The following is a 24,697-nucleotide window of genomic DNA, read 5'->3' on the forward strand; positions in this document are numbered from 1 at the left end:
CGGGCACCAGCAACAGCGACGGCAGGGTCATTCGAACCTCATAGAGCAGGGTGTGTGTCGTGCACGGCGTGCGGACTCATCATGTAAGCCCGCGTATCGCACCGTCCACATGATAGCTATCACCCGTGATCTATACGGCTCGGCCACAACCGCCCGGCCGTGAGAGAAAGTTCTCCATGGCTCGCGAATGGCGCGGGTGATCCCTCGGCAAGAGTTTCCGCCGGGCGCGTGCCGCCAGCCAGATCCCGGCCAGGCCTGCCCCGGCGGCGACTCCCGGGCATCGACAGCCTCGATGGGTGCGCCTTGGAGGTTGCCGCCTCGCACGCCGAGCTGCACGGTGAGCACGAGGAACTCCACGAGCAGCGTCAGCATTATCGGCCTGGGGAACGTGGCCCGCGCCCTGGCCGCCCGAAGGCAGCCGGTCGGGGTGGCTGCCGCCACGACGCTCATCGCGGCGGCAGCGTCGGGCTACCGGCCCACCCCGGTCGACCCCTACCGCGGCCGCCTGCGCCGGAGCCGGTCCGACGCTCCGGCCGTCCCTGTCACGCACCTCCTGCACGAGGTCGGGGAGTTGGGCTGCACCGGCAGCGGCCCCGTATCCGCCACCGCGCTTGTCAGAGGCAGCGCCCCCGACGGGCTTCCCGAGGCCTTGTCCGGTCTTCACATCACCCCCGGTCCCGGCTGGCTCATACCGCTCTTCCCCCGGGCCGCATGAGCCGGCTGACGGCACCGAGAACGAGGGGCACGATTCCCGGACCGCTCGCGGACGCGGCCGTGGACGGTCAGCTGACCCGAAGACCGACCGCCAGCGTCAGTTCAAGGACCCGGTGTGGCGATGCGAGATCCGGAAACAGCTCCCGCAGCTGCGACATCCGGTACCGGACTGTCTGGGGATGGACGAACAACGCCGCCGCCACCTCGTCCCGCCTGCCCTGGTGCAGCAGCCAGGCCCGCAACGTCTCCTCCAGCCGCCGTGCAGTCGCGACAGGCAAGGTCCGCAACGGTGCGAGGGCTCGGGTACGCAGGTCTGCGAACGCGTCCACGTCAGCGCTCAGCACCAGCTCGGGCAGGTGGTCCTCGGTGTCGCGAATATCAAAGGAGAGGGAGCGCGCGCGGACGGCTCGTGCATACGAGGCGGACGCACGGGTCCATGGCCGGACCGGGCCGACCACGGCGGTGCGGTCGGTCAGCTGCCGCAAGAGATGTGACCGGTCGGCATCGGGGACGAGCAACACACCGGTGGCATCCGGCAGATCGTCGAGGACCAGGGTGCTCGGGTCGAGCGCGCGGTAGGTAGAAGCCGGGCCTGGGCGGCGGGCAGCAGGACCGCGGTCAGCGAAACCGGAGGCTGCCACCCGGCCCGTTGAACAGAGGCCAGCAGCACGTCCGGGCTCGCGCCGGCGAGGAGGTCGCGGGCCAGGTGTTCCAGCTGGCGCTCGTGGGCCCTTCCCCGGGCAGCCAGTTCGTCGGCGTGGCCCGCGGCGCTCGCGGCGGAGAGCTCGTCGATGTAGGCGAAGGTCAGCTCGGCGAACTTGGCGACCTCGGCGGCGGGCAGACCCGCGGGTACGGCACCGGCTGCCAGGCATCGCCAGGCCACGCGGGCGCCGACGCGGTAGGCGCTGAGCAGGGCGTCCATCGAACGGCCGTCGCGCACCTCGCCGCGGCCCAGCTCGTAGGCTGCGTCACCGGCGTCGCCGCCTGTGGCGTTCCCGCTCGCGAGGTCCAGGTAGTGCCCCAGGGCGGTACGGACGGCTCGGCGGATGGTGGCGCCCATGTGGCCCGAAAGGGCGTTGGCGTAGGAAGGGACCTCGTCGATGATCGCCTGGACGACCTCGTCGGCGGTGGTCTTCAGCGCGGCCCGAAGCGCGGTGACCGTCGTCTCATTGAGGGCCAGTTCGCTGGCCCTCCGGATTGCATGGCTCACGTTTTGTTCCCTGCGAACAATTCAGCCGACCAGATTCACGTCCTGCGGTCAGGACTTTACGCCTTGAGGCGCAGCAAGCTGGAGTCATGACGAGTGCAGCCCTCCGCAGCAGGGCGTGGAAACTGCTGGAGACGGTCACGACGCCGCTGCTGCCGTCGGACTACCTCGACCTGGTCAGCCCGCTGCGTGCGGGCGCTGACCTGCGTGGGCGCATCGAGGCCGTGCACCCCGAGACGGGTGACGCCGCGACTATCGTGATCAGGCCGGGACGGGGCTGGCGCGGCCACACAGCCGGTCAGTACGTGCGGATCGGGGTCGACGTCGACGGGGTGCGCCTGTGGCGTGCCTACTCCATCACCTCGCCGACACACCGCCAGGACGGCCGCGTCACGATCACCGTGAAGGCGATCCCGGACGGCAAGGTCAGCAACCACCTGGTCCGCAGGGCGAAACCGGGCACGCTGATCCAGCTCGACCAGCCGACCGGTGACTTCGTGCTGCCGCAGGCCAAGCCCGCCAAGGTGCTCTACCTGACGGCCGGCAGCGGCATCACGCCCGTGATGGGCATGCTGCGCGACATCGAGTTCGACGACGTCGTCATGGTCCACTGCGCGCCACAGCCGCAAGACGTGATCTTCCGCAACGAACTGCACGACCTGGTCGCGGACAAGAAGCTGCGGCTCACCGAGGTCCACACCGACACCGACGGCATGCTCGACATCGCCCGTCTCGACGAACTCGTGCCCGACTGGGCCGAGCGCGAGACCTGGGCTTGCGGGCCCGCGGGCCTGCTCGACGCCGCCGAACAGCACTGGAGCCAGCACGGCGTGCAAGAGCGCCTGCACACCGAACGCTTCCGCCCCAGCATCGTCGTCGCCGCCGACGGCGGCGAGGTCACGTTCAGCGCCACCGGCAAGACCGTCGACGCGGACGGCGCCACGCCGTTGCTGGACGTCGGTGAGGAGGCCGGCGTGCTCATGCCCTCCGGGTGCCGCATGGGCATCTGCTTCGGCTGCATCACGCCGCTCAAGGCGGGCGCCGTCCGCGACCTGCGCACCGGCGAGATCACCGAGGCCGAGCCGGGCGTCCTCATCCAGACCTGCGTGTCCGCCGCGGCGGGCCCCTGCGACATCGAACGGTAGGAGCACCTTGACCACCATCGACCCCACCGCCCACCTGACCGCGGAGCAGATCGAGGAGCTCGGCCGCGAGCTGGACGCGATCCGCGACGAGGTGATCGCCGGCCGCGGCGAGAAAGACGCCGCCTACATCCGCAAGGTCATCTCGGCGCAGCGCAAGCTCGAGCTGGTCAGCAGAGGCGTGCTGCTGTTCTCGATCTTCCCGCCCGCGTGGCTGCTCGGCACCGCCGGTCTGTCCGTGGCGAAGATCATGGACAACATGGAGATCGGCCACAACGTCCTGCACGGCCAGTGGGACTGGATGCGAGACCCGAAGATTCACTCCACCACCTGGGAGTGGGATCACGTCTCGCCGTCCGAGCAGTGGAAGCACTCGCACAACGAGCTGCACCACACGTACACCAACGTGATCGGCAAGGACAACGACCTCGGCTACGGCATCATGCGCGTCGACGAGGACCAGAAGTGGCACCCGTTCCACCTCGGCCAGCCGCTGTGGAACTTCATCAACGCCTGCTTCTTCGAGTACGGCATCGCAGCGTACGACCTGGAGCTCGGCAAGAATCTGCACAAGCGCCGCCGCAGGAACCCGGAGTTCCGCGCGCGGGCCAAGGCCGTGGGCCGCAAGATCCGCAAGCAGGTGCTCAAGGACTACGTGATCCACCCTCTGCTGTCGGGCCCGTCGTTCCTCACCACACTCGCCGCCACGTTCACCGCGAACGTGGTCCGCAACATCTGGTCCCACTCGGTGATCATGTGCGGGCACTTCCCCGAGGGCGTGCAGGTCTTCGAGCGCCGGTCGATCAAGGGCGAGACGCGCGGCCAGTGGTACCTGCGCCAGATGATGGGCTCGGCGAACATCAGCGGCAGCAGGGCCATGCACTTCATGACCGGCAACCTGTCGCACCAGATCGAGCACCACCTGTTCCCGGACCTGCCGAGCAACCGCTACGCCGAGGTCGCGGTGAAGGTGCGCGCACTGTTCGAGAAGTACGAGCTGGAGTACGTCACCGGGCCGCTGCCCAAGCAGGTGTTCTCCGCGTGGCACAAGGTCTTCCGGCTCTCGCTGCCGAACAAGAAGCCCAAGGTCACGACGCCGGACCGCGAGCAGGAGCTCGTCGCGGCCTGAATTCCCGGTATCGGTTCAGATCTTCCGGCCCTACCGGCGGCACCGCCGGGTTCGGTGAGATCCGCTGCGGACGGTGGGCGACCGCGACATCAGACCGTACAACACGGGATCCGGGCAGCCCGGTGTCCGGCTGCGCTGCCTGGACGTGCGCCAGGAGCTCAGCACCCAGCCCCCGGCGAGGAGTTGCAGTACGCTGACCCGCCGTGGTCGGGCCGGTAGTCGGGTGGCGTACGCGCACTCGGTTTGCCGACGGGCGGGCCGGGTGGAAGGCATGGGCTGTGACGTGGACACTGCCGGAACCGATGCTCGCCGCCCCGGTGTCCGACCCCGCGCCGCTGCCGGGGTGGGCGGGTGAGCCGAAATGGGACCGAAACCGGCTCAGCTCGCCGTGTACGCGGGCGGGCGGGTGCTGCTGCGCTCACGGCGCGGCACGGACATGACGACCGCGTTCCCCGAGATCCGGGCGGCGGCCCTGGCGCAGCTGCCGGCGGACAGCGGGATCGACTGCGAGCCGGCCGCCCGGGACGCCGCGGGCCGCCTCGCCTTCGAGCAGCTGCAGAACCGGCTTCAGCGGCGCGGCGCCGGGGCTGCCCGGGCGGCCGGCGAGCGGCCGGCCCACTTCGTCGCGTTCGATCTTTTGCGGCTGTCGGGGACGGAGACCATCGGGTGGCCGTATCGACGGCGCAGGACCGCGCTCGAGTCCATGTCCGCCGCGCGCCGGCTGTCGGCGCCGTGGGTGCTGTGCCCGTCGACCACCGACCCAAAACACCGTGCGCGAGTGGCTGACGTGGACGGCGCCCGGGATGGAGGGCGTGCTGTTCAAGCGGCTGGACAGTGCGTACGAGCCTTCGGTGCGCGGGGGGCGGAAGTACAAGGTGCGCGAGACCACCGAGGCGAACGTCGGCGCGGTCACCGGCTCTCCGGCCGCCCCCGGCAGTCTGCTGCTCGGCAGATACGACAACGACGGCCGCCTCAAGTCACCGGCCGCACCACCACCCTCACCCAGACAATGTGCAGCACCGGTCGCCGGGCTGCTCGCCCCGGCCCGGTGCGGTCCTCCATGGAGGGGCTGGTCGTTCAGCGCCGGATGGGGCAGCCGGGAGACGCTGAACGTCGCGCCGGTGGAACCCGAGTTGGTGGCGGAAGTCGGCGTCGATGTCGCGCGTGACGCCTCCGGCCGGTGGCGCCACCCCGCACGCCTGCACCGTGCCCGCCCCGACCTTTCCCCTGCCGACGTCCCCCACTGGACGTCGCCGCCGCGCTGACGGCGGCCGGGCGCGGCGGCCCGCCGACGCGCAACACCGGTGAGCGCGCCCGACCCCCCCGGCTGCGTCCGCGCCACCCACCCCGCCCTCCCCCATCCTCAACTCCAGCCAGGGCACCGGCGAAGAGGGCGCAACGGGGATGTCAGCGGACCGACCAGCCGTACACCTGTGGTGACCTGGGCGGACTCCACAGCGCTGCGGAGGCCCGCGCACTCAGCGCACCACTTCGCGCAACATCTACCGCAACACCTGGTAGCACTGATGGCCCTGCCCTCGCCTGCCGCACCCCCGGGAACGCCCCGGCACCGTACGGTGCCGGGACGCAGGTTCCGGCCGCTCATGCAGCGGCGAACCGGTGGCCTGGCTGCCTCAGCATCACATGGGGACCGTCGCCACAGGGACGAGTCCCGTTGGCCATGGTGCAGTCGGCGGATCGTCTCCGGCACGAGGGACCCGCGCCAGGTCGTGTGGCAGCCGCGCCCTTGAGACGGCGCGCTGCTGGATCTACGGACAGGACGTGGACGACTGGTACGTGATCTTGGCATACCCCCAGTTCTCGACCTTGACGTACGCCGCCGAGGTACCGCGCCGGTCGTACACCACGTCCCACGTCTTGCCCGGCGCCATCAGATGCAGCTTGTAGCACCAGCCCGCATCGATGCGCACCACATCCCAGTCCTGTCCGTCCGGTGTGTGCGTCGCATAGCCGGACAGCCCGTACGGATCACCCCCGACACAGCCGGTGCTCCACGAGCCGGTCGTCCCCCAGTCGCACGTCCAGCTCTTGAACGCGGTCGCATAGGTGGAGGTGTAGTTCCAGGACTGCGAACACCCCACGATGGTGCAGCCCCCCGCACTCGCCTGCGGAGCCGGTCCCAGCACCAGCAACCCCAGCACGGCCGCCAGCATTGCCACTGCCCGAGCCCACCACTGTCTCCTGCGCATCAAGCCCCCCACTCCAAGAAACGCCAACCGGAACTCCCCGGCCGCAGAAGTATCACCACCGCACAACAACCGCACAAGACACCGGACTCGGCCGGCCCTCCCCGGGACAGGCACCCACCAGGTCACCCGAGACCCGACCGCTCAGCGCGCACCCATCGGAGTAGCGCCGGTCCCCGCTACGCCACGCCGCGCCGCACCTCTGCCCACGGTCGGCTTCAGTGGGCAGGCGCACACCGGTGTCATCGTCGCTGCCGGGTGCACGCCACAGGGCCCCGCCAGGCCGTCACAATCCAGGCGGGGCCCACACACTCTCCGCACCCCGAAACCCGTGCGGGCGGTCAGTGCGGCCAGCGGGCGGTCAGGACGGCATCCCATCACCGCCACGAGCGGCGAAGCCGCCCTGGGCCGCTGACCCGCAGTCCGGGGCGACGTACCGGGCCGCATTCCTCCGCCGATTCCACGATCGGCGGCATCGTCCTGAATCGCCGTGTCGCACCCGGCTGCGACAGCCGCGGCCGGCCTGCCGACCGGTACCAGCGCGGTCTGGGTCGTGTCCCACGACGTGGTGTAGGGGATCAAGCGCTACGCGTTCCGGTACGAGGCCCATGGCGATCTCCGTCGAGGCGGCAGCCCACGAAGCCTGCCGGTGACGCGGGTTGGGCATCCGGCAGGGCGGAGCCTCCGTACCTGACCTGCGGATTCCGGCACCTTGATCCCCTACACCACCTGGCGGGACGCCATCGCGGTCTGACACCGCGGGCACCGGGGTCCGCGCGGGAACGCGGTGTCCTGCGGCGGCTGGACCCCGCGAACATCTCCCTGACCACCGCTGGCCCGTGCACCGCCGTCGGCGGTACTGCTGCTCCAGACCGCATCCGGATGGCCGCCGCCGGGGCGGGGCACATCGAAGGCATCAGGGCCTCGAGGACCTGGAACAAATCCATCTGCAGGTCACGTGTCGGCCGCGCGTCGCGATGCGGCGTGGCGGTGTTCGGCGTTGATGCGCTGGGCTTCTTCGAGCTGGTCTTCGAGGATGACGATGCGGCAGGCGGCCTCGATGGGCATCCCCTGGTCGACGAGCTCGCGGGCGCGGGCAGCGATCCGCAACTGGTAGCGGGAGTAGCGACGATGTCCGCCCTCGGAGCGGAGCGGGGTGATCAAGCGGGCTTCGCCGACCGCACGCAGAAAACCCTGCGTGGTCCCGAGCATCTCGGCAGCCCGACCCATCGTGTAGGCGGGGTAGTCGTCGTCATCGAGACGACCGAACGAGTCGTCAGCTGTCATCTGCACCTCTCTACGAAAACGCGTGGAGGGGCCCTGGTGCCGTACGGCACCAGGACCCCGAAGGAACAGCTACACCATCTGCCGACCCTGCTACTACGCCGGCCTACTGTTACCGCCCACCCGACCGGAAAACTGCCGGGGGCGCGGGGATCGCGGATGCGTGACCGGAGACCACCTCACTAACGATGTCCTGCGGTACCCGGGCTCACAACGCCCGCCCGGGCGATCCTGATGGCGCGTCGCTCCTCCGTTCTTCCCTCTGGGGATCCATCACTCACCTACTGCCGGTACTGCTCTCCTGCGTACCACTGGTGATGCCAACCGCTCAGCGGCCTACCACAGCACCACTGTCCGACAGCCAGCCCCATCGCCCGCCCAGCATCTACTCCGGCTTAGAACCCCACTACCGAACCTCCCGGCACGCGCGCCCGCAGCCGACACCTTCACCGAGGTACCGCACACCGACCTCACTGCTGGGAGTGCCGCAGCCGGTCCATGTCGTCGATGCTGTCCGCGCCCGCGGCCATGCCCGCGATCAGTGTCATCGCCTTCGCCGCCGGGAAGGCCCCCGTGCCGTTGACCGAGGCCGGCAGACTCACCCGCGACTCCAGCAAGCCGGGCAGCCCGCACCGCTCGGCCAGCCGCACCAGCGGAACCAGCCCGCCGTACGCGACCAGATTCGGATCATCGAACCGTGCGGACACCCGTCCGGCGGCATGGGGAGATTGCATCTCGGAAGTGCCCTCGTAATCGTGCGTGCTGGAAGCCTCAAGAACTCCCATCATCGCAGGTCACAGGGCACTTCTTCGATTTCCAGCCCAACCTGGGCGGTCACCGACCGGTGGATCCGGGCTGAACCAGCCATGGTTTGGGACCGCGGCGTGCAGTTGGAGCTGCTTCCAGTCGGCGGCGATCCGGCGGAGCACGGCGGCCGGGTCGTGGCCTCGCGGTAGGCCGCCGCCTTTTGGCCCCATTAGACCCGGCACTCCGTGCTCATGAGATGGGTACCTTCCAACACGCATCTGTGCAGTCCGCCTCGTCGTGCGGGAACCCGATGCTGGACCGGTCCCCCTTATCCAAATCGGTCCAGTCGGTGATCGTGCGGAGTGCCGCGAGGTACCACTCGCCCTTCGGCGTCAGCCACGATCCGCTGATGTCTACCCCGTGCTGGATCAGCTCGGCGTCCGTCAATTGCGACAGGACTAGCTGGTAGGCGCCTTCGGTGCCAATCAGATCGGCAACGTCGGCGCGGCTCCGCTCGTGAAACGGGGCGAGCGCGAGCAGGCTCCGGATCAGGTCGTAGGCCGACTCGGGGTTGCCGCAGCTGCAGATGGCGAGGTCGGCGAACAGTTTGTAGACGTGGTCGATCACACTCTCACGGGTCGTTTTCTCGTCGAACCGCGCCTGCGGAGACTCCCTCAGATCATCCATGGCCCCATCCTCCCCCGAGCTGCTCTCCCACTCACGCCACTTCCTCCACGGTCCAGGAGAGGACGTGGCGGACGGCTGCCGCTGGCGCTCCGCGCGGGGGGGGTGTCTCAGGATTGCCATATCGGGCAATGCGGGACCTTTTTGACCTGGTGAACTGCCGCCATGATCAGGCCGAACCCCGACAGCGGGACACGAACCGCGCAGTTGTGAAGCTTCCCCTTGATGTTGGACACCTGGAGACTGGGACGTGAGGTTCCAGAGGTAGTGGCCAGGTGGGAAGTAAGAGCAACCGCAGCAGGCGGTATACGGAGGAGTTCAAGCGCGACGCGGTCGCGCCGGTCCGGTCCTCCGGGAAGACCGTCACCGAGGTGGCCCGGGAGATCGGGGTCAGCGCCGAGGGACTGCGGAACTGGGTCAAGCAGGACACGATCGACCGCGGGCAAGGGGCACCGGGCGCGCTAACGAGCGCGGAGCGGGAAGAGCTGCGTCGGCTGCGACGGCAGAACCGTGAGCAGGCCGAGACGATCGAGGTGCTGCGAAAAGCGGCGGTCTTCTTCGCGAAAGAGAGCGATCGATGAGCGAGGTGTACGCGTTCATCGAGGCGGAGAAAACCACCCATAACGTTGCTCTGTTGTGCCGGCTGCTGAAAGTGGCCCGGTCCTCCTTCTACGCCTGGTTGGCCGGCGAGCAGGACCGTGCCGCCCGTCGTGCCGCCGACGATGCCCTGGCCCACGAGATCACCGTGTTGCACATCGCCTCCCGGTGTACCTACGGGGTGCCGCGAATCCATGCCGAGTTACGCAGGCTGGACCGGCGGGTCAACCGCAAGCGAGTGGAGCGGATCATGCGTGAGCGCGACATCGCCGGGGTCACCCGGCGCAAGCGCCGGTCGCTGACCCGCCCGGCGAAGAAGGCGGTGCCCGCCGCGGACCTGATCGGCCGCGACTTCACGGCCGACGCCCCGGGCCGGAAACTGGTCGGTGACATCACCTACATCCCCACCGACGAGGGCTGGCTGTATCTGTCGACCTGGCTGGACCTGGCCACCCGCGAGATCGTCGGCTACTCGATGGCCGACCACCACCGCGCCTCCCTGGTCGTCGACGCGCTGACGATGGCCGCGGGACGCGGCCGGCTCCAGCCCGGATGCATCGCGCATTCCGATCGCGGATCGGAGTACACCTCTGACGAACTCCGATGTGAAATTGGCCGGTTGGGACTGCGGTAAAGCATGGGCCGCACCGGCTCGTGCTACGACAATGCCGCCGCCGAGAGCTTCTTCGCACTGCTCAAAGAGGAGATCGGCACCCGCCGCTGGCCCGACCGGGCCACCGCTCGGTCGGAGATCTTCGCCTTCATCGAGACCTTCTACAACCGCAGACGACTACGGAAGCATCCGGCCTGGGGATACCTCACCCCGCTGGAGATCCGACAGCGACACGAGCAAGAACACACCCTCGCAGCGTAAGCAACGAGTGTCCGAGATCACGGGGAAACTTCACTTTCAACGTCCACCAGTGGGGAGATCAACTGTCCGCGAGCGGGGAACTCCTACTGTCCCCTGACACGCGAGCATCTTCAGCTGTTCGACAGCTTCGTCCTTGGTCACCCTGTACCCCCTGTCGCCCACGCCGGACCGGCATCGTGTCACGTCAGTGGCTGTCGACCACAAGCGTTTACAGGGCGCTCGAAACGGCGAGTGGAGCGATCGCATCCGGAGGCGGCAGACCAGCGGATGGCCGTCATCGAACGCGGCCGTTGATGTCAGAAGTGGATGTCAAAGGCCCCGGACCTTGATCGGTCCGGGGCCTTTTCCCTTGTGCCCCAGGCAGGATTCGAACCTGCGACACCCGCTTCAGCCTCGATGTTTCATGATCAGCCGTCGGTGCAAGCCTGCGGCTGATCATGAAACATCGAGGCTAGTTTCTGGAAATTCAAGCTCACCGGGCCTATCTGCGGATGCAGCAAATGAGCGTTGCCGCTGGTCCGCGCTCGCACATCGTGCCGCGCCCACAGGCGACGAAAGTCCTCACTCTTGATCGACAGGTCACCCACCAATTCGGCGAGCTGCGGGTCATCCAGGTCAGGGCTGGCCAATGCCCGCACCGAAGCCACCAGGCTGTGAGCAGTACGCTCCCAGTCCTCGTACAGCTCACGCACCTCCGGATTGAGAAACGTCGTGCGCAGCACATTGGTCCCGCCGCGATAGCAAGGAGAAAGCGCTTCGGCCAAGGGATTCGCAGAAATAACGTTCATGTACCGGTCGTGAACGAAGGAAGGCATATCCAGGTGCAGCCGGACGAGCTGGTCGATGCCCACGGGCACGCGGTCAGGACGTCTACGCGCCCGTTTCCGCCGCGGCGGGGACACCGCCAGAGCACGCAGATACGCCGCTGCTTCGTCATCGAGCATCAGCGCACCGGACAGAGCATCGATGATCTGAGCCGACGGGTTGGCGGTCGCGTCCCTGCTCCAAGCGCAGGTAGTAGTCCGTGCTGACACCGGCGAGCATCGCGAGCTCCTCCCGACACAGGCCCGGCACCCGCCGGCGCCCTCCGGTGGCGATCCCCACGTCCTCCGGCTTGATCAGTTCACGGCGGGCACGCAGAAAGCTGCCGAGGACATTCTCAGAAGTCATACCGGGAAGCTAGGGATGTACGCCCAATGGTTGGCCCTGTTACTACCAGGCTTCGCAGGACCCCGTCCGCGCGCTTCCCGAGAAGCGGTACACGAGGCCGGGCATAGCCCTGCCAGTCCCAGGGTTCGCAGGGTTCTGGCTCCACACCGAGCCCTCACCCAGTATTGCTGTGTCGGCCTGAGCAGCCACGCCCCGGACTGTTCACATCAATGCACTCACCCGGGAATGCCTGACAGGCCGGGCACCCAAAACTCGCAACGGCGCTCACTCGCCGTAAAGAACCCCACGACAGGCAGGGCTTTAGCACCATGACTCGCATCACTACTTCCTTCGGATTTTCTTCCACGGCAGCGGAAGTCGCGGAAGGCATCGACCTGACCGGCCGCCGCGCGGTTGTCACCGGCGCGTCCTCGGGTATCGGCATCGAGACGGCACGCGTCCTGGCCTCCATCGGCGCCGAGGTCACCCTGGCCGTACGCAACACCGACACGGGCGAGAAGATCGCTGCCGAGATCACCGCATCGACCGGCAACAAGAACGTGCACGTCAGCCGCCTCGACGTGTCCGACCGGGAGTCGGTCGCGGCCTTCGTCAGGTCCTGGAGCGGCCCGCTGCACCTGCTGGTCAACAACGCCGGTGTCATGGCCATCCCGGAACTCCAGCGCACGCCCGAGGGCTGGGAGATGCAGTTCGCCACCAACCACCTCGGCCACTTCGCCCTGACCAACGGCCTGCACGACGCGCTGGCCGCCGACGGCGAAGCCCGCGTGGTCGTCGTCAGCTCCCAGGGACACCTCATCTCCCCGGTGGTCTTCGACGACATCAACTACCGCTACCGCGCTTACGACGCCATCGGCGCCTACGGCCAGTCCAAGACCGCGACCGTGCTGTTCGCCGTCGCGGCGAACCAGCGCTGGGCCGCCGACGGCATCACCGCCAACGCCCTGATGCCGGGCGCCATCGCCACCAACCTGCAGAAGCACACCGGAGGCCTGCGGACCCCCGTGGAGTTGCGCAAGACCGTCGAGCAGGGCGCGGCCACCACCCTCCTGGTCGCCACGTCTCCGCAGCTCGCCGGTGTCGGCGGCCGCTACTTCGAGGATTGCAACGAGGCCATCCAGGTGCCCGACGGCAACGGCTGGACCAGCGGCGTCGCCCCCTACGCCCTCGACCCCGACAACGCCGACCGCATCTGGGAGATCTCCCACCGCTTCCTGCGCGAGGCGGGCCGCGCCTGACGCCACCCCGGGCCAACGCGGGCATGACCTCCACCTCGCCGCTGGAAGCCCCCCGCAGGCGGACAACCCCACGAACCTGCCCGCCAGGCGCGAACGAGTAACGCACACACGAAGAACAGGCCGCGGTCCTCAGCCCCACCGGGTGGCTGAGGCCGGCCCCACCCCAGGCTCCACCCGCTCCACAGGAGCGACACCCGGAGCCGCCCCCTCCCGCACGCCCGGTGTCGGACACCACCCCCGTCACCGGCACCGCTGAGCCCGAACACCATCACCCAAGAGAGACCTACGTGACGAACAACCACACGATTCAGAACATCGGATGGATCGGCCTGGGCGACCAGGGCGCGCCCATGGCCCGCGCAATCGCCGACTCCGGCTATCCGCTCCAGGTCTGGGCCCGTCGCAGCAGCTCGCTCGACGCCCTCGACGGCCTGCCCTACACCGTCCACAACACCGTCGCCGAGCTCGGTGCAGCCAGCGACATCGTCGGACTGTGCCTGCGTGAGGACTCCGACATCCGGGAGGTCCTCACCGACGGCGGGCTGCTCGCCAGCATGAAGCCCGGCTCCGTCATCGTCAACCACGGCACCGGCCTGCCCCAGTTCGCCCACGAGATGACCGACATGGCGGCAGCCAAGGGCATCCACGTCCTGGAAGCGCCGGTCAGCGGCGGCAACGCCGGAGCAGTCGCCCGACAGCTGACGACCATGGTCGGCGGCGACGCACAGATCGTCGAACAGTGCCGTCCGGTCTTCGAGACCTTCTCCAAGAAGGTCACCCACATGGGCCCGGGGGGAGCCGGCCAGCTGGGCAAGCTGATGAACAACGCCCTGCTGATGATGAACCAGCGCAACGTCCAGGAGATCCTCGGACTGGCCCAGGACCTCGGCCTGGACATCGCCGCCCTGGTCGATCTCCTGCGCTCCGGCACCGGCTCGAGCTTTGCCCTGCAGGCCCTCGGCGGCGCTGTCACCACCGCCAACGCCGAGCACCTGACGACGCTGCAGCTCATCGACATGGACATCTTCGACGACGCTGTCCGGGCCCTGGGACACAGCGTCCCCGATATCACCGCCCGGGCGGTGGAGGGAGCACGCGGCCTGCCCGGAGCGGCCCGCATCATCGCCGGCGTGCCCAGCCCGGCGCCGGCCGCCTGACCCTGGCCGCGATTTGCACGCGAGGCGGCGCCGCGGCCAGCATGCGCAAGGCGACCGCTGTGAGAACGACGCCACCTGGCACCCTCCGCCACCCGCCTCCCCGGCGCCGCGCCCGGGAGGCGGGCCGGACGACCGCGTCCGTGCGCCCGCACCCACTGCAGATGCAGAACGCGTACCGTTCACCAACGGTCAAGTCCCACTGACAGCCCCCTCCTGTTCCTCCCGTACGCAGACCACGACGTACCGTGGAAGCCATGGGTGGCAAGCAACTGGGCGTCTACCTGCGCGCACGCCGTGAAATCGTCCGGCCCGAAGACGTCGGTCTCCCTCCGGGCGGCCGCCGCCGGGTACCGGGCCTGCGCCGAGAAGAACTCGCACTACTCGCCGGCATCAGTACCGACTACTACCTGCGACTGGAACAGGGACGAGACCAGAACCCCTCACCTCAGGTCCTCGACGCGCTGGCACGTGTCCTGCAGCTCGACGAACCCGCCACCGCGCATCTCCACGCCCTGGCCAGTCCGCCGCGGCGAAACCACAAGCTCACCGAACCGGACCACGTCAGCCCCGGGATTCGACAACTGATCTCGACGTGGTGGTCGCAAACACCCGTGATCGTCCTCAACCGGTACATGGATGTCCTCGCCTCCAACGCACTGGCCACCGCCATGTCCCCGATCTTCCACCCGGGCGTGAACGTCATCCGTGCCGCGTTCCTCGACAAAGACCTGCGCAGCCTCTACCTCAACTGGGACGAGATGAGCATCCGCGCCGTGGCCGGCCTCCGCGCCCTGGTAGGAACAAAGCTCGAAGACGGACGGGTGGTGGAACTTGTCGGCGAACTGACCACCGCCAGCCCGGAGTTCCAGCGCCTGTGGGTCCGCCACGACGTCAGCCCACGCGGCGCAGGCGTAGCGCAGCTCAACCACCCACGCGTCGGCGAGGTGACCCTGCAATACGAGCGGCTCGCCGTCGCAGGCACCCACGGCCAGCTCATCGTCGTCTTCCATGCCGAACCCGGCAGCCCCTCCGCGGAGAGGCTAGCTCAGCTTCAGGCCGAGACGACCAGCTCGAGGCTTCACCCTTGAACTACCGACGGCACCACGGTCGCCGACCTGCTGCTGGATGTCCTCGCTCAGCAGTAACCGGGCCGCGTGTGAGTCTCGAGCCCGGATGGCGAAACATAATCCCCGAAGGGCGATCGCAACCTCCAGATCGGCCGCACCTATCCGTCCATGCCGACGAACGAGGCGGCTTCTCCGCCTGCCCACCCCCATGGCGCAGTCAGCCGAGGCATACAACGAGCAGGCACAGGTGCTTCGGCGGCGCCGCTTGCGTTGAGGTGGGGGTTGCCGGCGCCGGGCTCGGGTGCGAGGTAGCCGCGTCAGCGCTCTCGGTGGTAGCGGGCGCTGGCGTGGCCGTGGCGGCCGTTTGCGTCAGCGTGGCTGTGGTGTCGGTCTGGTGAACCTTCGTCCCGGTGCTCGCCACGGGTGCGGTGTCAGGCGGCGTGGACATCGTCGCAGGATGCGGCACCGCGAGAGTTGTGTTCCGCTGGTGCGGGCCGGTTGCGGCCGCCGGCGCTGTAGGTCTCCGAGGCCGGCCCGTTGGCGTAGACCTGGTAGTTGCCGGACATTTCGCGGTTCCAGGTGCCGTCCGCGGCGACGGCCTGCGTTCCGGTGAGGCCGATCAGGGACAGCGAGACTGTGGCCGCGGCACCCATCAGGGCAAATGCTTTTTTGCTGAGGCGCATGACGAGTCATGCGCCTTTCATGATCTCGTGCGATCTTTCCGAGGAACGAATGCGGCTGCGGGCCGCAGCGTGCGGCGCCGCTCTTGGAGATCGATCGCTGTGTGGGCTGTTCTACGGTGGTGATACAGCCAAGCGGGGGCGTTGCAGCGACGCTGGCTTCTCGTTCTATAGCCAAACATACCCTTGACGTGTCAAGCATCATCCACATGAGTAGCCCGGGACGTAACGGGACGCAGTGCTACGGAGTCCGGAGTGCTTATGGCAGGGCCCCGGGGAGAATCCTGTTCGCCCGTTTTGATCATGGGATGCCGTGCAGGTTGAGGGCTCCGTCGGGGGGGCCTCTATGTTCTTCGGCAAGCCTGAGGTGGCCATGCGACGGTTGTTTCGAGGAGGCGTGGAAAGGTATGACCCCTGCCCCTGCTCGGCAGGCCAAGGCACGCCTGGTGACGTGGGTGCCGTGTGGGCCCGTGATACTTCGAGGGATGGGTCCCGGTCCCACCCTGAGGAGACGAGGGTGGGGCCGGGCGTTTGAACTACCAGGCGCTGGCGCCGCCGTCGACGGCGTAGTTGGCGCCGGTGATGTAGGCGGCGCGGTCGGAGGCGAGGAAGGCGGCGAGTTCGACGATCTCCTCGGGCAGGGCGAAGCGCTTGAGGAGGGTCTTGCTGGTGATCGCGTCCCGCATCGCCTGGTTATCGCCCAGGTCGCGGTCGCTGGCGGGGGTCAGGACGGGGCCGGGACTGATCGCCACCGCGCGGATCCCGTGGGTGGCGCCTTCGAGGGCGAGTTGCCGTGTCATGCCGATGACCCCGGCGTTCGCCGCGGTGTGCCCGACCATCGGGGGGTTGTGGCCTGCGATCATGCCGGCCATGGAAGCGACGTTGATGATGACGCCGCCACCGCGCCGCATCAGGTGGGGCCAGGCGAACTTCGAGACGTAGAAGGGGATGTCGAGTTCGCCGGTGATGGTCGCGCGTCAGTCCTCCACGGTGAAGTCGGGCATGGGGCCGAAGCGCAGGGAGGCGGCGTTGTTGTAGATGACGTCGAGTCCGCCGTAGGCCGCCGCGGCGTCCTCGACCAGGTGCCGCACCTGGTCGGGGTCGGTGAGGTCGACCGGTGCGATGCCGGTCATCTCACCGCCCGCGCGGCGCACGAGCCCGACGGTCTCCTCGTTGGCGTCGGCGCGGATGTCGCCTCCGACGACCCTCGCGCCTTCTCTGGCGAATACCTGCGCCGCGACGCGGCCCATACCTACGCCGGTGCCGGTGATCAGTACGACCTTGCCCTCAAGAAGGGATGCCATGGAACGTTCTCCTGCCGAATGAATTGTGCGAATGGCCCTGCGCCACCGCGCCCGCGGCCGGTCCCCTGGCGCACCGCATGCGTGGCGCGCCCGGGTGGGTTGGTCTCCGGGCCTTGGCGGAGTCGTCCGTCAAGGCGCGGTCGCCGACGCTGGGTTACTTGGTGCTGGGGTGAACGGTGCCGGGAGGCGTCTCGCCGCGGAGCTCGTCCAGGAACACGCCGAAGTTCCCCTCCGACCAGTGCTCCACGGACTGGCCGTGTATCACGCGGTCGATGGAGATCCCGCTGAGCTGGACCTCGCGGCCGGAGGCCGGGATACCGAAGATCGTCCCGGTGTGGCGGCCCGCGAAGCTCCAGCGTGTGACGACCTTGTCGCCCTCGACGATCTGGTCCAGGACGGTCATCTTGAAGCCGGTCAGCCCCGCCTTGATGTTCAGATCGCCCTTGATCCAGTCCTCGCGGTTCTCCGGGCCGTTGAACCCGTGGAGGACCAGGTCCTTGGAGATGTAGCGGTCGAATCCGGCGGCCAGGTCGCCGTTGTAGCTGGCGTAGTAGGCCGAGGTGACCTGCAGCGGCGACAGGTAGTGGTGCTGGGGGGACGAGTGCCCGGACGGGGCGGCGCCCGGTCCCTGGCCCTGCGCCGCGGCCGGTACGGCCACGGCGGCCAGAGTGGCGGCGACGGCGAGGCCGGTCATGGCGCCGATGGCCTTCCTGCGCCGGGGCGCGGAGGTGCCGGCGGCGGATGCGGCCTCAGGGGTCTTACTGAAGAACACGGAGCACTCCTGAAAGACGAAGCAGTCGGTGCCCGATGACACCGATGTACTTGACGTGTCAATCATGCGGCCGTGCTTGACAAGCGTCAAGCTTCGGGGTGTGGGGTCACCGACCCGCGAGGCGAGATCGTGTGGATCTCCCGAGCGCTGCCCGGCCGCACCCACGACCTGACCGCGGCCCGCACCCACCGCATCGTTGCCACCTGCGTCCGCCTCGGCATCCCCGCCCTGGCGGATCTGGCCTACCTCGGCGCCGGCGGCACCTTCGCCACGCAGACCAGACGCCCGCCCCGCAAGGAGCTCACCACCCGGCAAAGATCGCTGAACCGGGCGCACGCCCGGCTCCGTTATCCCGTCGAACGCGGTATGGCCACCCTCAAACGCTGGCGCATTTTCCGTCACGCCCGCTGCAGCCCCAACCGCCTGTCGTCAGCAGCCAAAGCCATCCTCACCCTGGAGAAGCAACGCTGAAAAGGCTCAGTGAACGGAGCGAGCCGGAGTGGCGCACGGAACACCGGCAGGGGAGCCGAAAGAGGCAGCGCGCGGGAAGTACGCACCCGTCCGCATGGACGAAAACGATAGCCTCCGGCGAGGACTGGACACCTTCGCCGAACACGGCTACGCCGCAACTACGGTGAGGGAACTGGCAAAGCGCCTCGACGTCAGCCACAACTTCATCACCGTCCGTTACGGATCGAAGTGGAACTTTTGGCGTACCTCCAAGCCCTGCTCCCGCGCTCACGCGATGAGCACAGCAAGCGCCGGGCCGAGTAGACGTGGTGGCTGAGGCGCGCTGTCGGCCTGGCCGGCGTCGCTCCCGCCGCACTTTGCCAGTACCGAGGCGTCGGCGATCCTCGACCCGCATCTGCCGTGGTCCGGCATGAACCGCCCGCAAGGAACTGCACCGGCGTGAGCTGGATCGCGAGCCCGAGTCGAAGGTGCGCCCGAAGGCGGACCTCGGCGCCGGCCCCGCGTTCTGCAGCTTCTCGGACACCGCGAAGGCGGCGGTGGAAGTGGTGAATGACGGCATCTTTTGCGGGGGGCGGCCATGGGCGTGCTCCGTCAGCGCGAAGTGCTTGGGACTCTAGGCAGAGCCGACCCGACAGGTTGACGCTAGCCGACCGGTCGCCTATTTTGGTAGATCTTACCGCGGGCCTTGAGCAGACACGGTGCGCCGCGATCCGCGGTCGCCCGGAACGGGCCCCACTGCCTGCATCGGCAGCACCCCACACAGCACCACCCCCATACACAGGAGCAGTCATGTCCACGTACCGGGCCTTCGAGGCCACCGGCGTACACAACCTGCGGCTAGTCGAGCGTGACCTGGCCGATCCCGCACCGGGACACGTTCGGTTGCGAGTCGAAGCCTGCGGGGTCTGCCACACCGACGTGCTGGCCGTGGAAGGCCTGCGCCCGGATCCTTCGCAGCCCGTAGTCCCTGGCCACGAGGTCGTCGGCGTCATCGACGCCGTCGGGTCCGGCGTCACCGCCTGGCAGCCCGGCGACCGCGTCGGCATCGGTTTCCTGAACGGTCAGTGCGGGGAATGCGAGCCGTGCCGCCGAGGCGATTTCGTGAACTGCCGCTACCAGCAGCAGACAGGTACCACGATCGACGGCGGCTACGCAGAGGTGACGTACGCCCGCGCCAGCGGGCTAGTGCGAATCCCCGACGGCATCTCGGCGATCGACGCCGCGCCGCTGCTGTGCGCGGGTCTGACCACCTTCACAGCGCTCCAGCAGGGGCCGACGCGGGCCGGCGCCCTGGTCGCCGTACAGGGCATCGGAGGTCTGGGGCACCTGGCCCTTCAGTACGCCCGGAGCCTCGGCTACCGGGTCGCCGCCGTGGCTCGGGGCAAGGAGAAGGAGGCGTCTGCCCGGCAGTTGGGCGCCCACGAGTACATCGACAGCAACAACACTGATCCCGGTGCCGCCCTGAGTGCCCTGGGTGGCGCCTCCCTCATCATCGCCACAGCGTCCAACGGCGCCTCCATGAACGCGCTGGTCCGCGGTCTCGCGCCCAACGGCAAGCTCGTCGTAGTGGGAGCCGCACCCGACCCCCTGACGATCTCGACCCCCGACCTGATCTTCGGTACTCGTTCCGTCGTCGGCAGCCTGACCGGTTCGTCCATCGAGAACGAGGACAACCTTGCCTTCACCCTCGCCCACGACATCCGCCCCAGCGTCGAGGTCATGCCCTTCTCCCAGGCACCCGAGGCCTACGAGCGCATGCTGTCGGGCGCGGCCCGCTTCCGCGTGGTGCTCGACATGACGTCCTGAGGCAGCAGCGGTGCCGGGCAGACTTAGACCTCCCGGCACCGAGGGGACGGACCGACGTCAGGTCCGTCCCTCCGCCCCTCGCGGGACGACGGGAGAAATGACCGGCATCAACATGCGATGCCGGCCGTCCCTCTCCATTCGCACAGCGTGGGGGCCGTCGGCGGCATGGCGGCCGGAACGGGAGCTATTCCTCCGCGCGCGAGACGGTGACGACGGCACCCCCGGGACCGAACGGTGATCATGGGCTCGCAGATCGAGGCGTAGGTGCTCCTACCCTCGACGGCTCCCGGCTGCCGTGGCCGAGGCGAGCCCCCGGCCCAGGTCGCCAGGCGTTCGATGCGAACGATCGCGCGGGCGATCGGGAGGACACCGGGCCGAGACAGGGCTGAGCCCGCGATCACCTGCTGGTCAGCCGCCACGACAAGGGACGCCATCGCCGACAAACTCACCGAGAAACGGAGAGCCGAACTCGACGCCCTCGGCATGCGCTGGTAACCACCACAGCACACGCGAAAGGCCGGGCCGGAACTCCGCACAGGGAGTCCCAGCCCAGCCCCTGCATGGGTCCGTGAGCAGTCTTGTGGCTCCGGAGAGTCGGGACCGCGAGAGGTGCGGAAGATCCCTGGGCCGATCAGGCCGTGGGGAGCTTGGTCGGGCATCGGAAAAATCCCTGATGCATCAGAGCCGCGGTCACAGGTAGCGTCCGCGCGTGACCCGTCGAACCCCGCCACGCCCCTTGAACGTCGAAGAGCTGTTTCCTGAGGTTATCCCTTTCCGCAGGGAGGCTGTACGGCTGCATCCGCGTTCAGGCGAGCCGACATGCCGCGACAGCTCGGTGGGCGGCCCGCTGCTCTGGCCGGCGAGGGAGCCCTGGCCGGAGTGCTCGGAGCATCCGGGGTCGCCGATGGTCGCGGTCATCCAGATCTACCGCTTTGAAGTACCGGATATCGTGCCCTTCCCGGACGGGTGCGATCTGCTCCAGGTCCTGTGGTGCCCGCGACGACATGAGGACCAGTGGGTCGTTCCGACGGTCTGCTGGCGGGCTGCGGAAGCGGTAGGAGAGGTCCGGCAAGCCCCGCCGCTGCCGCCGGAGACCGAATACAGGCAGGTCCCGCGGCCGTGTGTCGTGCATCCGGAGCTGGTAACGGAGTACCCGAGCTGGGACCTGCCGTACGAGCTCTGGGATGCCCTGGAAGTCCGCTTCGAACAGGTGGAGAAGGAAACAGGCTGGGAGTACCAGTACCACCTGTCCACCGCGCCGGGCATCAAGTTGGGCGGCTACCCGGGCTGGTGCCAGGATCCGCAATGGCCGAACTGCCCCGGCTGCAGGACACCGATGGATCATCTGCTGACAGTGGAGAGCACCGAAGAGGCCGATTCCCGGCGGGCGTGGACTCCGCTCGAGGACCGCGACATCCGGCCGGAAGGGCCCGGCCTGGTGCTCGGCGACCTGGGCGGCGTTTACCTCTTCGAGTGCCGCACCTGCCCCGGGCGCCCGTTCACCCATCGCTTCGACGCCTAGAATACGAGAAAGGCCAGCCCCTGCCCATGGCCCCAGACGAGGTCACCGGGCGAGGGAAGTTGACCGAGGAACGGCGGGCTGACCGCGACTCGCTCGGCATGCACTGCTGGCAGCCCGAGCGCGACGGCCGGGTGCGTCAGCGAGGACGCGGGCGCGGCCCTCGCGACGTTGGGTGTCCAAGGGGGCGTGACACCGGCCGCAGCCGGTCGTTGAGCCCCGCAACTGTAGTGCACAGCGAGACCCCCGGAACTTCCCCCTGTGGTTCCGGGGGTCTCGTGCTGCCCGGCCCGTCGCGCGGCCCGCTTGCCGGGCCGCCTCCCGCCCTCCCGGCCAGCGCCCAGCGGGCCCCGGGCCAGGTCCCGCGACGGCCCAAGAGCGGGCGCACCCGCGCAGGGAAGCACCACCTACCCCCTCCCACGGTAGAAGTCCGACCCGCCCGCCCCCGAAATCAGGCCGCTGACCCCTCTCAGAGAATCGAGCCTCCACCCGACCCGGGGCGGTCCAGAGTGAGTGGATGACAAGCGCGCGTCAAGGGGGCCGTGCCGCTCGAGGAAGCAGGAGTTTGTCAGGCATCGGCCAGGAGGGGGTCGTACGGAGTGCTCGTGCGGCGGCCCGTCATGAAGGCGAGGAAGTCGCCCACGAAGGCGCTCCGGCCGTAGCTGCCGTCGGTGATGGTGAGGTCGCGGTGGAAGGCCGTGCGGAAGAGCGTCCGATACTCGTCGGCGTCGATGGCTCCGCTGCCGTCCTTGTCGGTAGCGTCGAAGAGGACCTCCGCGACACGGATGAGCGCGGGTCCGGCGAGGGAAGGGACGGCGGCGGCATACTCGTCGGCGCTGACGCGGCCGTCGCCGTCGGTGTCGATGGCGGCCTGGAGTTCGCGCCACCAGGCGGCGAAGGCGTCGTAGAGCCGGGTCTCCTCGGGCTCGTCCAGGTCGAGGCGGGTGGAGAGTTCGCGGGCCATGGCGGCGAGGTCAGGCCAGTCGAGGTGGCCGTCGCCGGTCTGGTCCAGCACCTGGCGGAAGAACTGCTCCGCCAAGCGTCGGCTCTGCCCGGTGCCCGACGAAGGCGCCGGGTCCGGTGGGGGGCCTAGGTCACCGCTCAGGGGTGTGAGAAGGCGGAGGAGGGCCGATGCCCGCTTCATGCGGGCACGCAGAGCGGTCACGGTCCGGGCGCGGGGGTCGTCGCTCCCAGGTGAGAGGGAGAGGACTTCGATGATGCTTTCGACATTGATCAAGCCCTCGGGCAGGAAGCGGGCAAGTCCGGCGGCGAGGTAGGCGCCCTGCATCAGGGCCGGGGCGCCGGGCATTTCGGGCAGGCCGGCCCGGCGCCGGTACGGCTCGGGGAGCGAGGCGACGGTGATCGCGCCGAGAAGCGGTCCGGCGACAGCCCGGCCGGCCGCCCACAGCGTGGGCACGCCCTTGAGCAGCGCCGGAGCGGGAAGGTGGTCGAAGAGCCGGTAGAGGATGACGCGGGCCGCCTCGGTGTTCTCCAGCTCGTTTTCGACGACCGCGTCGAAGTACCGCCAGAAGTCGTTCAGGTCCTCGGGAAGTTCCCCGGCGTCGCCGTCGAGCGCGGCGAGGAACGCGCGGTACCTCACGTACATCCGCTCCATCGTGTCCTGGTCGAGCGGCTGGCCGCTCAGCCGGCACATGGTGACCGCACTCTCGAAGAGGGTGGCGACCACCCAGGCACGGGTCGCGCGGTCCATCGCGTCGTAGGCGCGCCCGCGGGAGTCGGCGCCGCTCATGCGGGAGTGCAGCCGGTTGAGCCGGGCGGCCTCCCGTTCGCGCACCGCCGGATCGGCGTCGAACATGCGCCGCATACTGAGGAAGGTGTTGCTGAGCCGGCGCCAGGGGTGGGTGGTGAAGGTGGAGTTGTCGACGAGGGCGGCGCCGATCTGCGGGTGAGCGGCCTCCAGCACGGTGGCGCGGATGACGGCCAGCGCCCAGCGTGGGTCGTCGAAGAAGGCGCTGAACCGCGATTCCGGGCCGAACAGGGGGTCCTCGTCGGCCGTTCCCGTGGTTCCGGTCGTCATGACGGATCTCCGATCGTCCGGGCCGGCACGCCGCCGAAGCGGCGGTCGCGGTGCTGGTAGGCGTGCAGGCAGGTGAGGAAGTCGGGGGCCCGGAAGTCCGGCCACAGCACCTCGGGGAAGACCCACTCGGCGTAGGCGACCTGCCAGAGCATGAAGTTGGAGATGCGCTGCTCGCCGGAGGTGCGGATGACCAGATCCACGTCGGGGGTGTCGGGGAACGGCAGGTGGTCAGCGAAGAGCCGCTCGGTCACCTCGTCGGCGGGCGTTTCGCTGCGGATCAGCGACCTCGCGGCCTCGACGATGTCGCGGCGCCCGCCGTGGTCGAAGGCGACGGTCAGCGTCATCCTCCGGTTGTCGGCGGTCAGAGCCGACAGGTCGTCGAAATCCTGAGCCAGTCCACGGGGGATGCGCGGGTCGGCGGCCCCGAGGAAGCGGCAGCGGATGCCGCGGGCGAACAGCAGCGGCGCGTGTTTGCGCACGACCCGCCGGACCAGGTGCATCAGATAGTCGACCTCGCTGCCGGGGCGGTTCCAGTTCTCGGTGGAGAAGGCGTACAGGCTCAGCCACTCGACGCCGGCGGCCCGGGCCGCCTCGATGATGTCGATGACGGTGGTCTCCGCGGCCCGGTGGCCCGCCGTTCGGGGGAGAGAACGCCGTTGTGCCCAGCGGCCATTGCCGTCCATCACGCAAGCTACGTGCCGCGGTACCGCACGCGTCGGCCGGTCGTCCTGCCGTTGCTCGTCGCCGTACTGTCGCCTACCCGGCTGATCCTCCGCCGCCGCGCGTGCGCGCGGGACGCCATGGCCTGTCACACCCGGCCCCCCTGTCTCGCCCGGAGCGGCAAGGTCGGTCCTACCGCGCTCGGTCACGTCCACCCCCGTATCGCCTGT

The 24,697-nt window shown here is 68.8% G+C and carries 22 protein-coding genes and 4 pseudogenes; 15 read left to right on the plus strand and 11 right to left on the minus strand.

Annotation, left to right across the window (positions count from 1 at the left end; translation table 11 throughout):
* The first annotated feature begins 337 nt into the window (after positions 1–337).
* Complete coding sequence (locus RV983_RS00230) at positions 338–715, plus strand: hypothetical protein (RefSeq protein WP_475983721.1); 378 nt, start codon at positions 338–340, stop codon at positions 713–715.
* Between the two features lie 67 nt (positions 716–782).
* On the opposite strand, the pseudogene RV983_RS00235 reads toward RV983_RS00230, so the two are convergent.
* Positions 783–1,924, minus strand: a pseudogene (locus RV983_RS00235) (PucR family transcriptional regulator).
* An 86-nt stretch (positions 1,925–2,010) separates the two neighbouring features.
* Here RV983_RS00235 and RV983_RS00240 point away from each other — a divergent pair.
* The 4 genes and pseudogenes from RV983_RS00240 to RV983_RS00255 all read left to right on the plus strand — a co-directional run bounded on the left by RV983_RS00240 (position 2,011) and on the right by RV983_RS00255 (position 5,457).
* The gene (locus RV983_RS00240; RefSeq protein WP_475983722.1) at positions 2,011–3,066 is read left to right on the plus strand and encodes a ferredoxin reductase; all 1,056 of its coding nucleotides are present in this window, start codon (positions 2,011–2,013) and stop codon (positions 3,064–3,066) included.
* A gap of 7 nt (positions 3,067–3,073) precedes the next feature.
* A complete protein-coding gene (locus RV983_RS00245) occupies positions 3,074–4,192 on the plus strand; it encodes a fatty acid desaturase family protein (protein WP_475983723.1) in 1,119 nt (372 codons plus the stop codon).
* Positions 4,193–4,628: 436 nt separating this feature from the next.
* A pseudogene (locus RV983_RS00250) lies at positions 4,629–4,841 on the plus strand (ATP-dependent DNA ligase); the annotation flags it as partial.
* A gap of 121 nt (positions 4,842–4,962) precedes the next feature.
* Entirely contained in the window at positions 4,963–5,457 is a 495-nt protein-coding gene (locus tag RV983_RS00255) for a hypothetical protein (protein ID WP_475990574.1), read from the plus strand.
* A gap of 504 nt (positions 5,458–5,961) precedes the next feature.
* Here the strand turns inward: RV983_RS00255 and RV983_RS00260 are convergent.
* The 4 genes from RV983_RS00260 to RV983_RS00275 form a co-directional block, all read right to left on the minus strand.
* Positions 5,962–6,372 (minus strand): hypothetical protein, encoded by a 411-nt coding sequence (locus RV983_RS00260; protein WP_475983724.1) that lies wholly within the window; start codon positions 6,370–6,372, stop codon positions 5,962–5,964.
* Between the two features lie 981 nt (positions 6,373–7,353).
* Positions 7,354–7,686, minus strand: coding sequence for a helix-turn-helix domain-containing protein (locus RV983_RS00265; RefSeq protein ID WP_475983725.1), 333 nt, complete (start codon positions 7,684–7,686; stop codon positions 7,354–7,356).
* A 467-nt stretch (positions 7,687–8,153) separates the two neighbouring features.
* Entirely contained in the window at positions 8,154–8,417 is a 264-nt protein-coding gene (locus RV983_RS00270; protein ID WP_475983726.1) for a hypothetical protein, read from the minus strand.
* A 262-nt stretch (positions 8,418–8,679) separates the two neighbouring features.
* On the minus strand, positions 8,680–9,117 hold the full coding sequence (locus tag RV983_RS00275) for a hypothetical protein (protein WP_475983727.1): 438 nt from the start codon (positions 9,115–9,117) through the stop codon (positions 8,680–8,682).
* Between the two features lie 272 nt (positions 9,118–9,389).
* On the opposite strand from RV983_RS00275, the gene RV983_RS00280 reads away from it, so the two are divergent.
* From RV983_RS00280 to RV983_RS00290, 3 genes are read left to right on the plus strand one after another with little or no spacing between them, the layout of a single operon-like run.
* The gene (locus RV983_RS00280) at positions 9,390–9,695 is read left to right on the plus strand and encodes a transposase (RefSeq protein WP_475983728.1); all 306 of its coding nucleotides are present in this window, start codon (positions 9,390–9,392) and stop codon (positions 9,693–9,695) included.
* A gap of 5 nt (positions 9,696–9,700) precedes the next feature.
* The gene (locus RV983_RS00285; RefSeq protein WP_475983729.1) at positions 9,701–10,345 is read left to right on the plus strand and encodes an IS3 family transposase; all 645 of its coding nucleotides are present in this window, start codon (positions 9,701–9,703) and stop codon (positions 10,343–10,345) included.
* Between the two features lie 3 nt (positions 10,346–10,348).
* On the plus strand, positions 10,349–10,585 hold the full coding sequence (locus RV983_RS00290) for an integrase core domain-containing protein (RefSeq protein ID WP_475983730.1): 237 nt from the start codon (positions 10,349–10,351) through the stop codon (positions 10,583–10,585).
* Between the two features lie 407 nt (positions 10,586–10,992).
* Here RV983_RS00290 and RV983_RS00295 read toward each other — a convergent pair whose 3' ends face one another.
* Positions 10,993–11,529: an MmyB family transcriptional regulator gene (locus RV983_RS00295; RefSeq protein WP_475983731.1), complete on the minus strand. Its 537-nt coding sequence runs from the start codon at positions 11,527–11,529 to the stop codon at positions 10,993–10,995.
* Between the two features lie 534 nt (positions 11,530–12,063).
* Here RV983_RS00295 and RV983_RS00300 point away from each other — a divergent pair.
* The 3 genes from RV983_RS00300 (at position 12,064) to RV983_RS00310 (ending at position 15,238) form a co-directional block, all read left to right on the plus strand.
* Positions 12,064–12,993: an SDR family NAD(P)-dependent oxidoreductase gene (locus RV983_RS00300; protein ID WP_475983732.1), complete on the plus strand. Its 930-nt coding sequence runs from the start codon at positions 12,064–12,066 to the stop codon at positions 12,991–12,993.
* 287 nt (positions 12,994–13,280) lie between these two features.
* The gene (locus RV983_RS00305; RefSeq protein ID WP_475983733.1) at positions 13,281–14,150 is read left to right on the plus strand and encodes an NAD(P)-dependent oxidoreductase; all 870 of its coding nucleotides are present in this window, start codon (positions 13,281–13,283) and stop codon (positions 14,148–14,150) included.
* 254 nt (positions 14,151–14,404) lie between these two features.
* Positions 14,405–15,238, plus strand: a complete 834-nt coding sequence (locus tag RV983_RS00310) for a helix-turn-helix transcriptional regulator (RefSeq protein ID WP_475983734.1) — start codon at positions 14,405–14,407, stop codon at positions 15,236–15,238.
* A gap of 410 nt (positions 15,239–15,648) precedes the next feature.
* Here the strand turns inward: RV983_RS00310 and RV983_RS00315 are convergent, their stop codons facing one another.
* From RV983_RS00315 to RV983_RS00325, 3 genes and pseudogenes are all read right to left on the minus strand, one after another.
* Positions 15,649–15,900, minus strand: a complete 252-nt coding sequence (locus tag RV983_RS00315; protein WP_475983735.1) for a hypothetical protein — start codon at positions 15,898–15,900, stop codon at positions 15,649–15,651.
* A gap of 533 nt (positions 15,901–16,433) precedes the next feature.
* A pseudogene (locus tag RV983_RS00320) lies at positions 16,434–17,201 on the minus strand (SDR family NAD(P)-dependent oxidoreductase).
* Between the two features lie 154 nt (positions 17,202–17,355).
* The gene (locus RV983_RS00325; protein WP_475983736.1) at positions 17,356–17,973 is read right to left on the minus strand and encodes an ester cyclase; all 618 of its coding nucleotides are present in this window, start codon (positions 17,971–17,973) and stop codon (positions 17,356–17,358) included.
* Between the two features lie 105 nt (positions 17,974–18,078).
* Between RV983_RS00325 and RV983_RS00330 the strand changes: the two are divergent.
* The 4 genes and pseudogenes from RV983_RS00330 to RV983_RS00345 all read left to right on the plus strand — a co-directional run.
* A pseudogene (locus tag RV983_RS00330) lies at positions 18,079–18,444 on the plus strand (transposase family protein); the annotation flags it as partial.
* 94 nt (positions 18,445–18,538) lie between these two features.
* Complete coding sequence (locus RV983_RS00335) at positions 18,539–18,760, plus strand: helix-turn-helix domain-containing protein (protein ID WP_475983737.1); 222 nt, start codon at positions 18,539–18,541, stop codon at positions 18,758–18,760.
* A gap of 473 nt (positions 18,761–19,233) precedes the next feature.
* Positions 19,234–20,250, plus strand: coding sequence for an alcohol dehydrogenase (locus RV983_RS00340; RefSeq protein ID WP_475983738.1), 1,017 nt, complete (start codon positions 19,234–19,236; stop codon positions 20,248–20,250).
* 709 nt (positions 20,251–20,959) lie between these two features.
* Positions 20,960–21,772 carry a DUF1963 domain-containing protein gene (locus tag RV983_RS00345; RefSeq protein WP_475983739.1) on the plus strand — a complete coding sequence of 271 codons (813 nt, stop codon included), beginning with the start codon at positions 20,960–20,962 and terminating at the stop codon, positions 21,770–21,772.
* Between the two features lie 565 nt (positions 21,773–22,337).
* On the opposite strand, the gene RV983_RS00350 is transcribed toward RV983_RS00345, so the two are convergent.
* Both RV983_RS00350 and uppS read right to left on the minus strand, forming a co-directional pair.
* Positions 22,338–23,807 carry an oxygenase MpaB family protein gene (locus RV983_RS00350; protein WP_475983740.1) on the minus strand — a complete coding sequence of 490 codons (1,470 nt, stop codon included), beginning with the start codon at positions 23,805–23,807 and terminating at the stop codon, positions 22,338–22,340.
* On the minus strand, positions 23,804–24,676 hold the full coding sequence (gene uppS, locus RV983_RS00355) for a polyprenyl diphosphate synthase (RefSeq protein WP_475983741.1): 873 nt from the start codon (positions 24,674–24,676) through the stop codon (positions 23,804–23,806). The genes RV983_RS00350 and uppS overlap by 4 nt, the downstream gene beginning before the upstream one ends.
* Between the last annotated feature and the right edge of the window lie 21 nt (positions 24,677–24,697).

This window comes from Streptomyces sp. RLA123 (assembly GCF_056270165.1).

Bases quoted from the DNA above. Each gene is read 5' to 3' on its own strand.
- RV983_RS00265 (WP_475983725.1), bottom strand. From the start codon at position 7,686: ATGACAGCTGACGACTCGTTCGGTCGTCTCGATGACGACGACTACCCC.
- RV983_RS00300 (WP_475983732.1), top strand. From the start codon at position 12,064: ATGACTCGCATCACTACTTCCTTCGGATTTTCTTCCACGGCAGCGGAA.
- RV983_RS00290 (WP_475983730.1), top strand. From the start codon at position 10,349: ATGGGCCGCACCGGCTCGTGCTACGACAATGCCGCCGCCGAGAGCTTC.
- RV983_RS00275 (WP_475983727.1), bottom strand. From the start codon at position 9,117: ATGGATGATCTGAGGGAGTCTCCGCAGGCGCGGTTCGACGAGAAAACG.
- RV983_RS00240 (WP_475983722.1), top strand. From the start codon at position 2,011: ATGACGAGTGCAGCCCTCCGCAGCAGGGCGTGGAAACTGCTGGAGACG.
- RV983_RS00270 (WP_475983726.1), bottom strand. From the start codon at position 8,417: ATGCAATCTCCCCATGCCGCCGGACGGGTGTCCGCACGGTTCGATGAT.
- RV983_RS00295 (WP_475983731.1), bottom strand. From the start codon at position 11,529: ATGCTCGATGACGAAGCAGCGGCGTATCTGCGTGCTCTGGCGGTGTCC.
- RV983_RS00350 (WP_475983740.1), bottom strand. From the start codon at position 23,807: ATGACGACCGGAACCACGGGAACGGCCGACGAGGACCCCCTGTTCGGC.
- RV983_RS00335 (WP_475983737.1), top strand. From the start codon at position 18,539: ATGGACGAAAACGATAGCCTCCGGCGAGGACTGGACACCTTCGCCGAA.
- RV983_RS00340 (WP_475983738.1), top strand. From the start codon at position 19,234: ATGTCCACGTACCGGGCCTTCGAGGCCACCGGCGTACACAACCTGCGG.
- RV983_RS00315 (WP_475983735.1), bottom strand. From the start codon at position 15,900: ATGCGCCTCAGCAAAAAAGCATTTGCCCTGATGGGTGCCGCGGCCACA.
- RV983_RS00310 (WP_475983734.1), top strand. From the start codon at position 14,405: ATGGGTGGCAAGCAACTGGGCGTCTACCTGCGCGCACGCCGTGAAATC.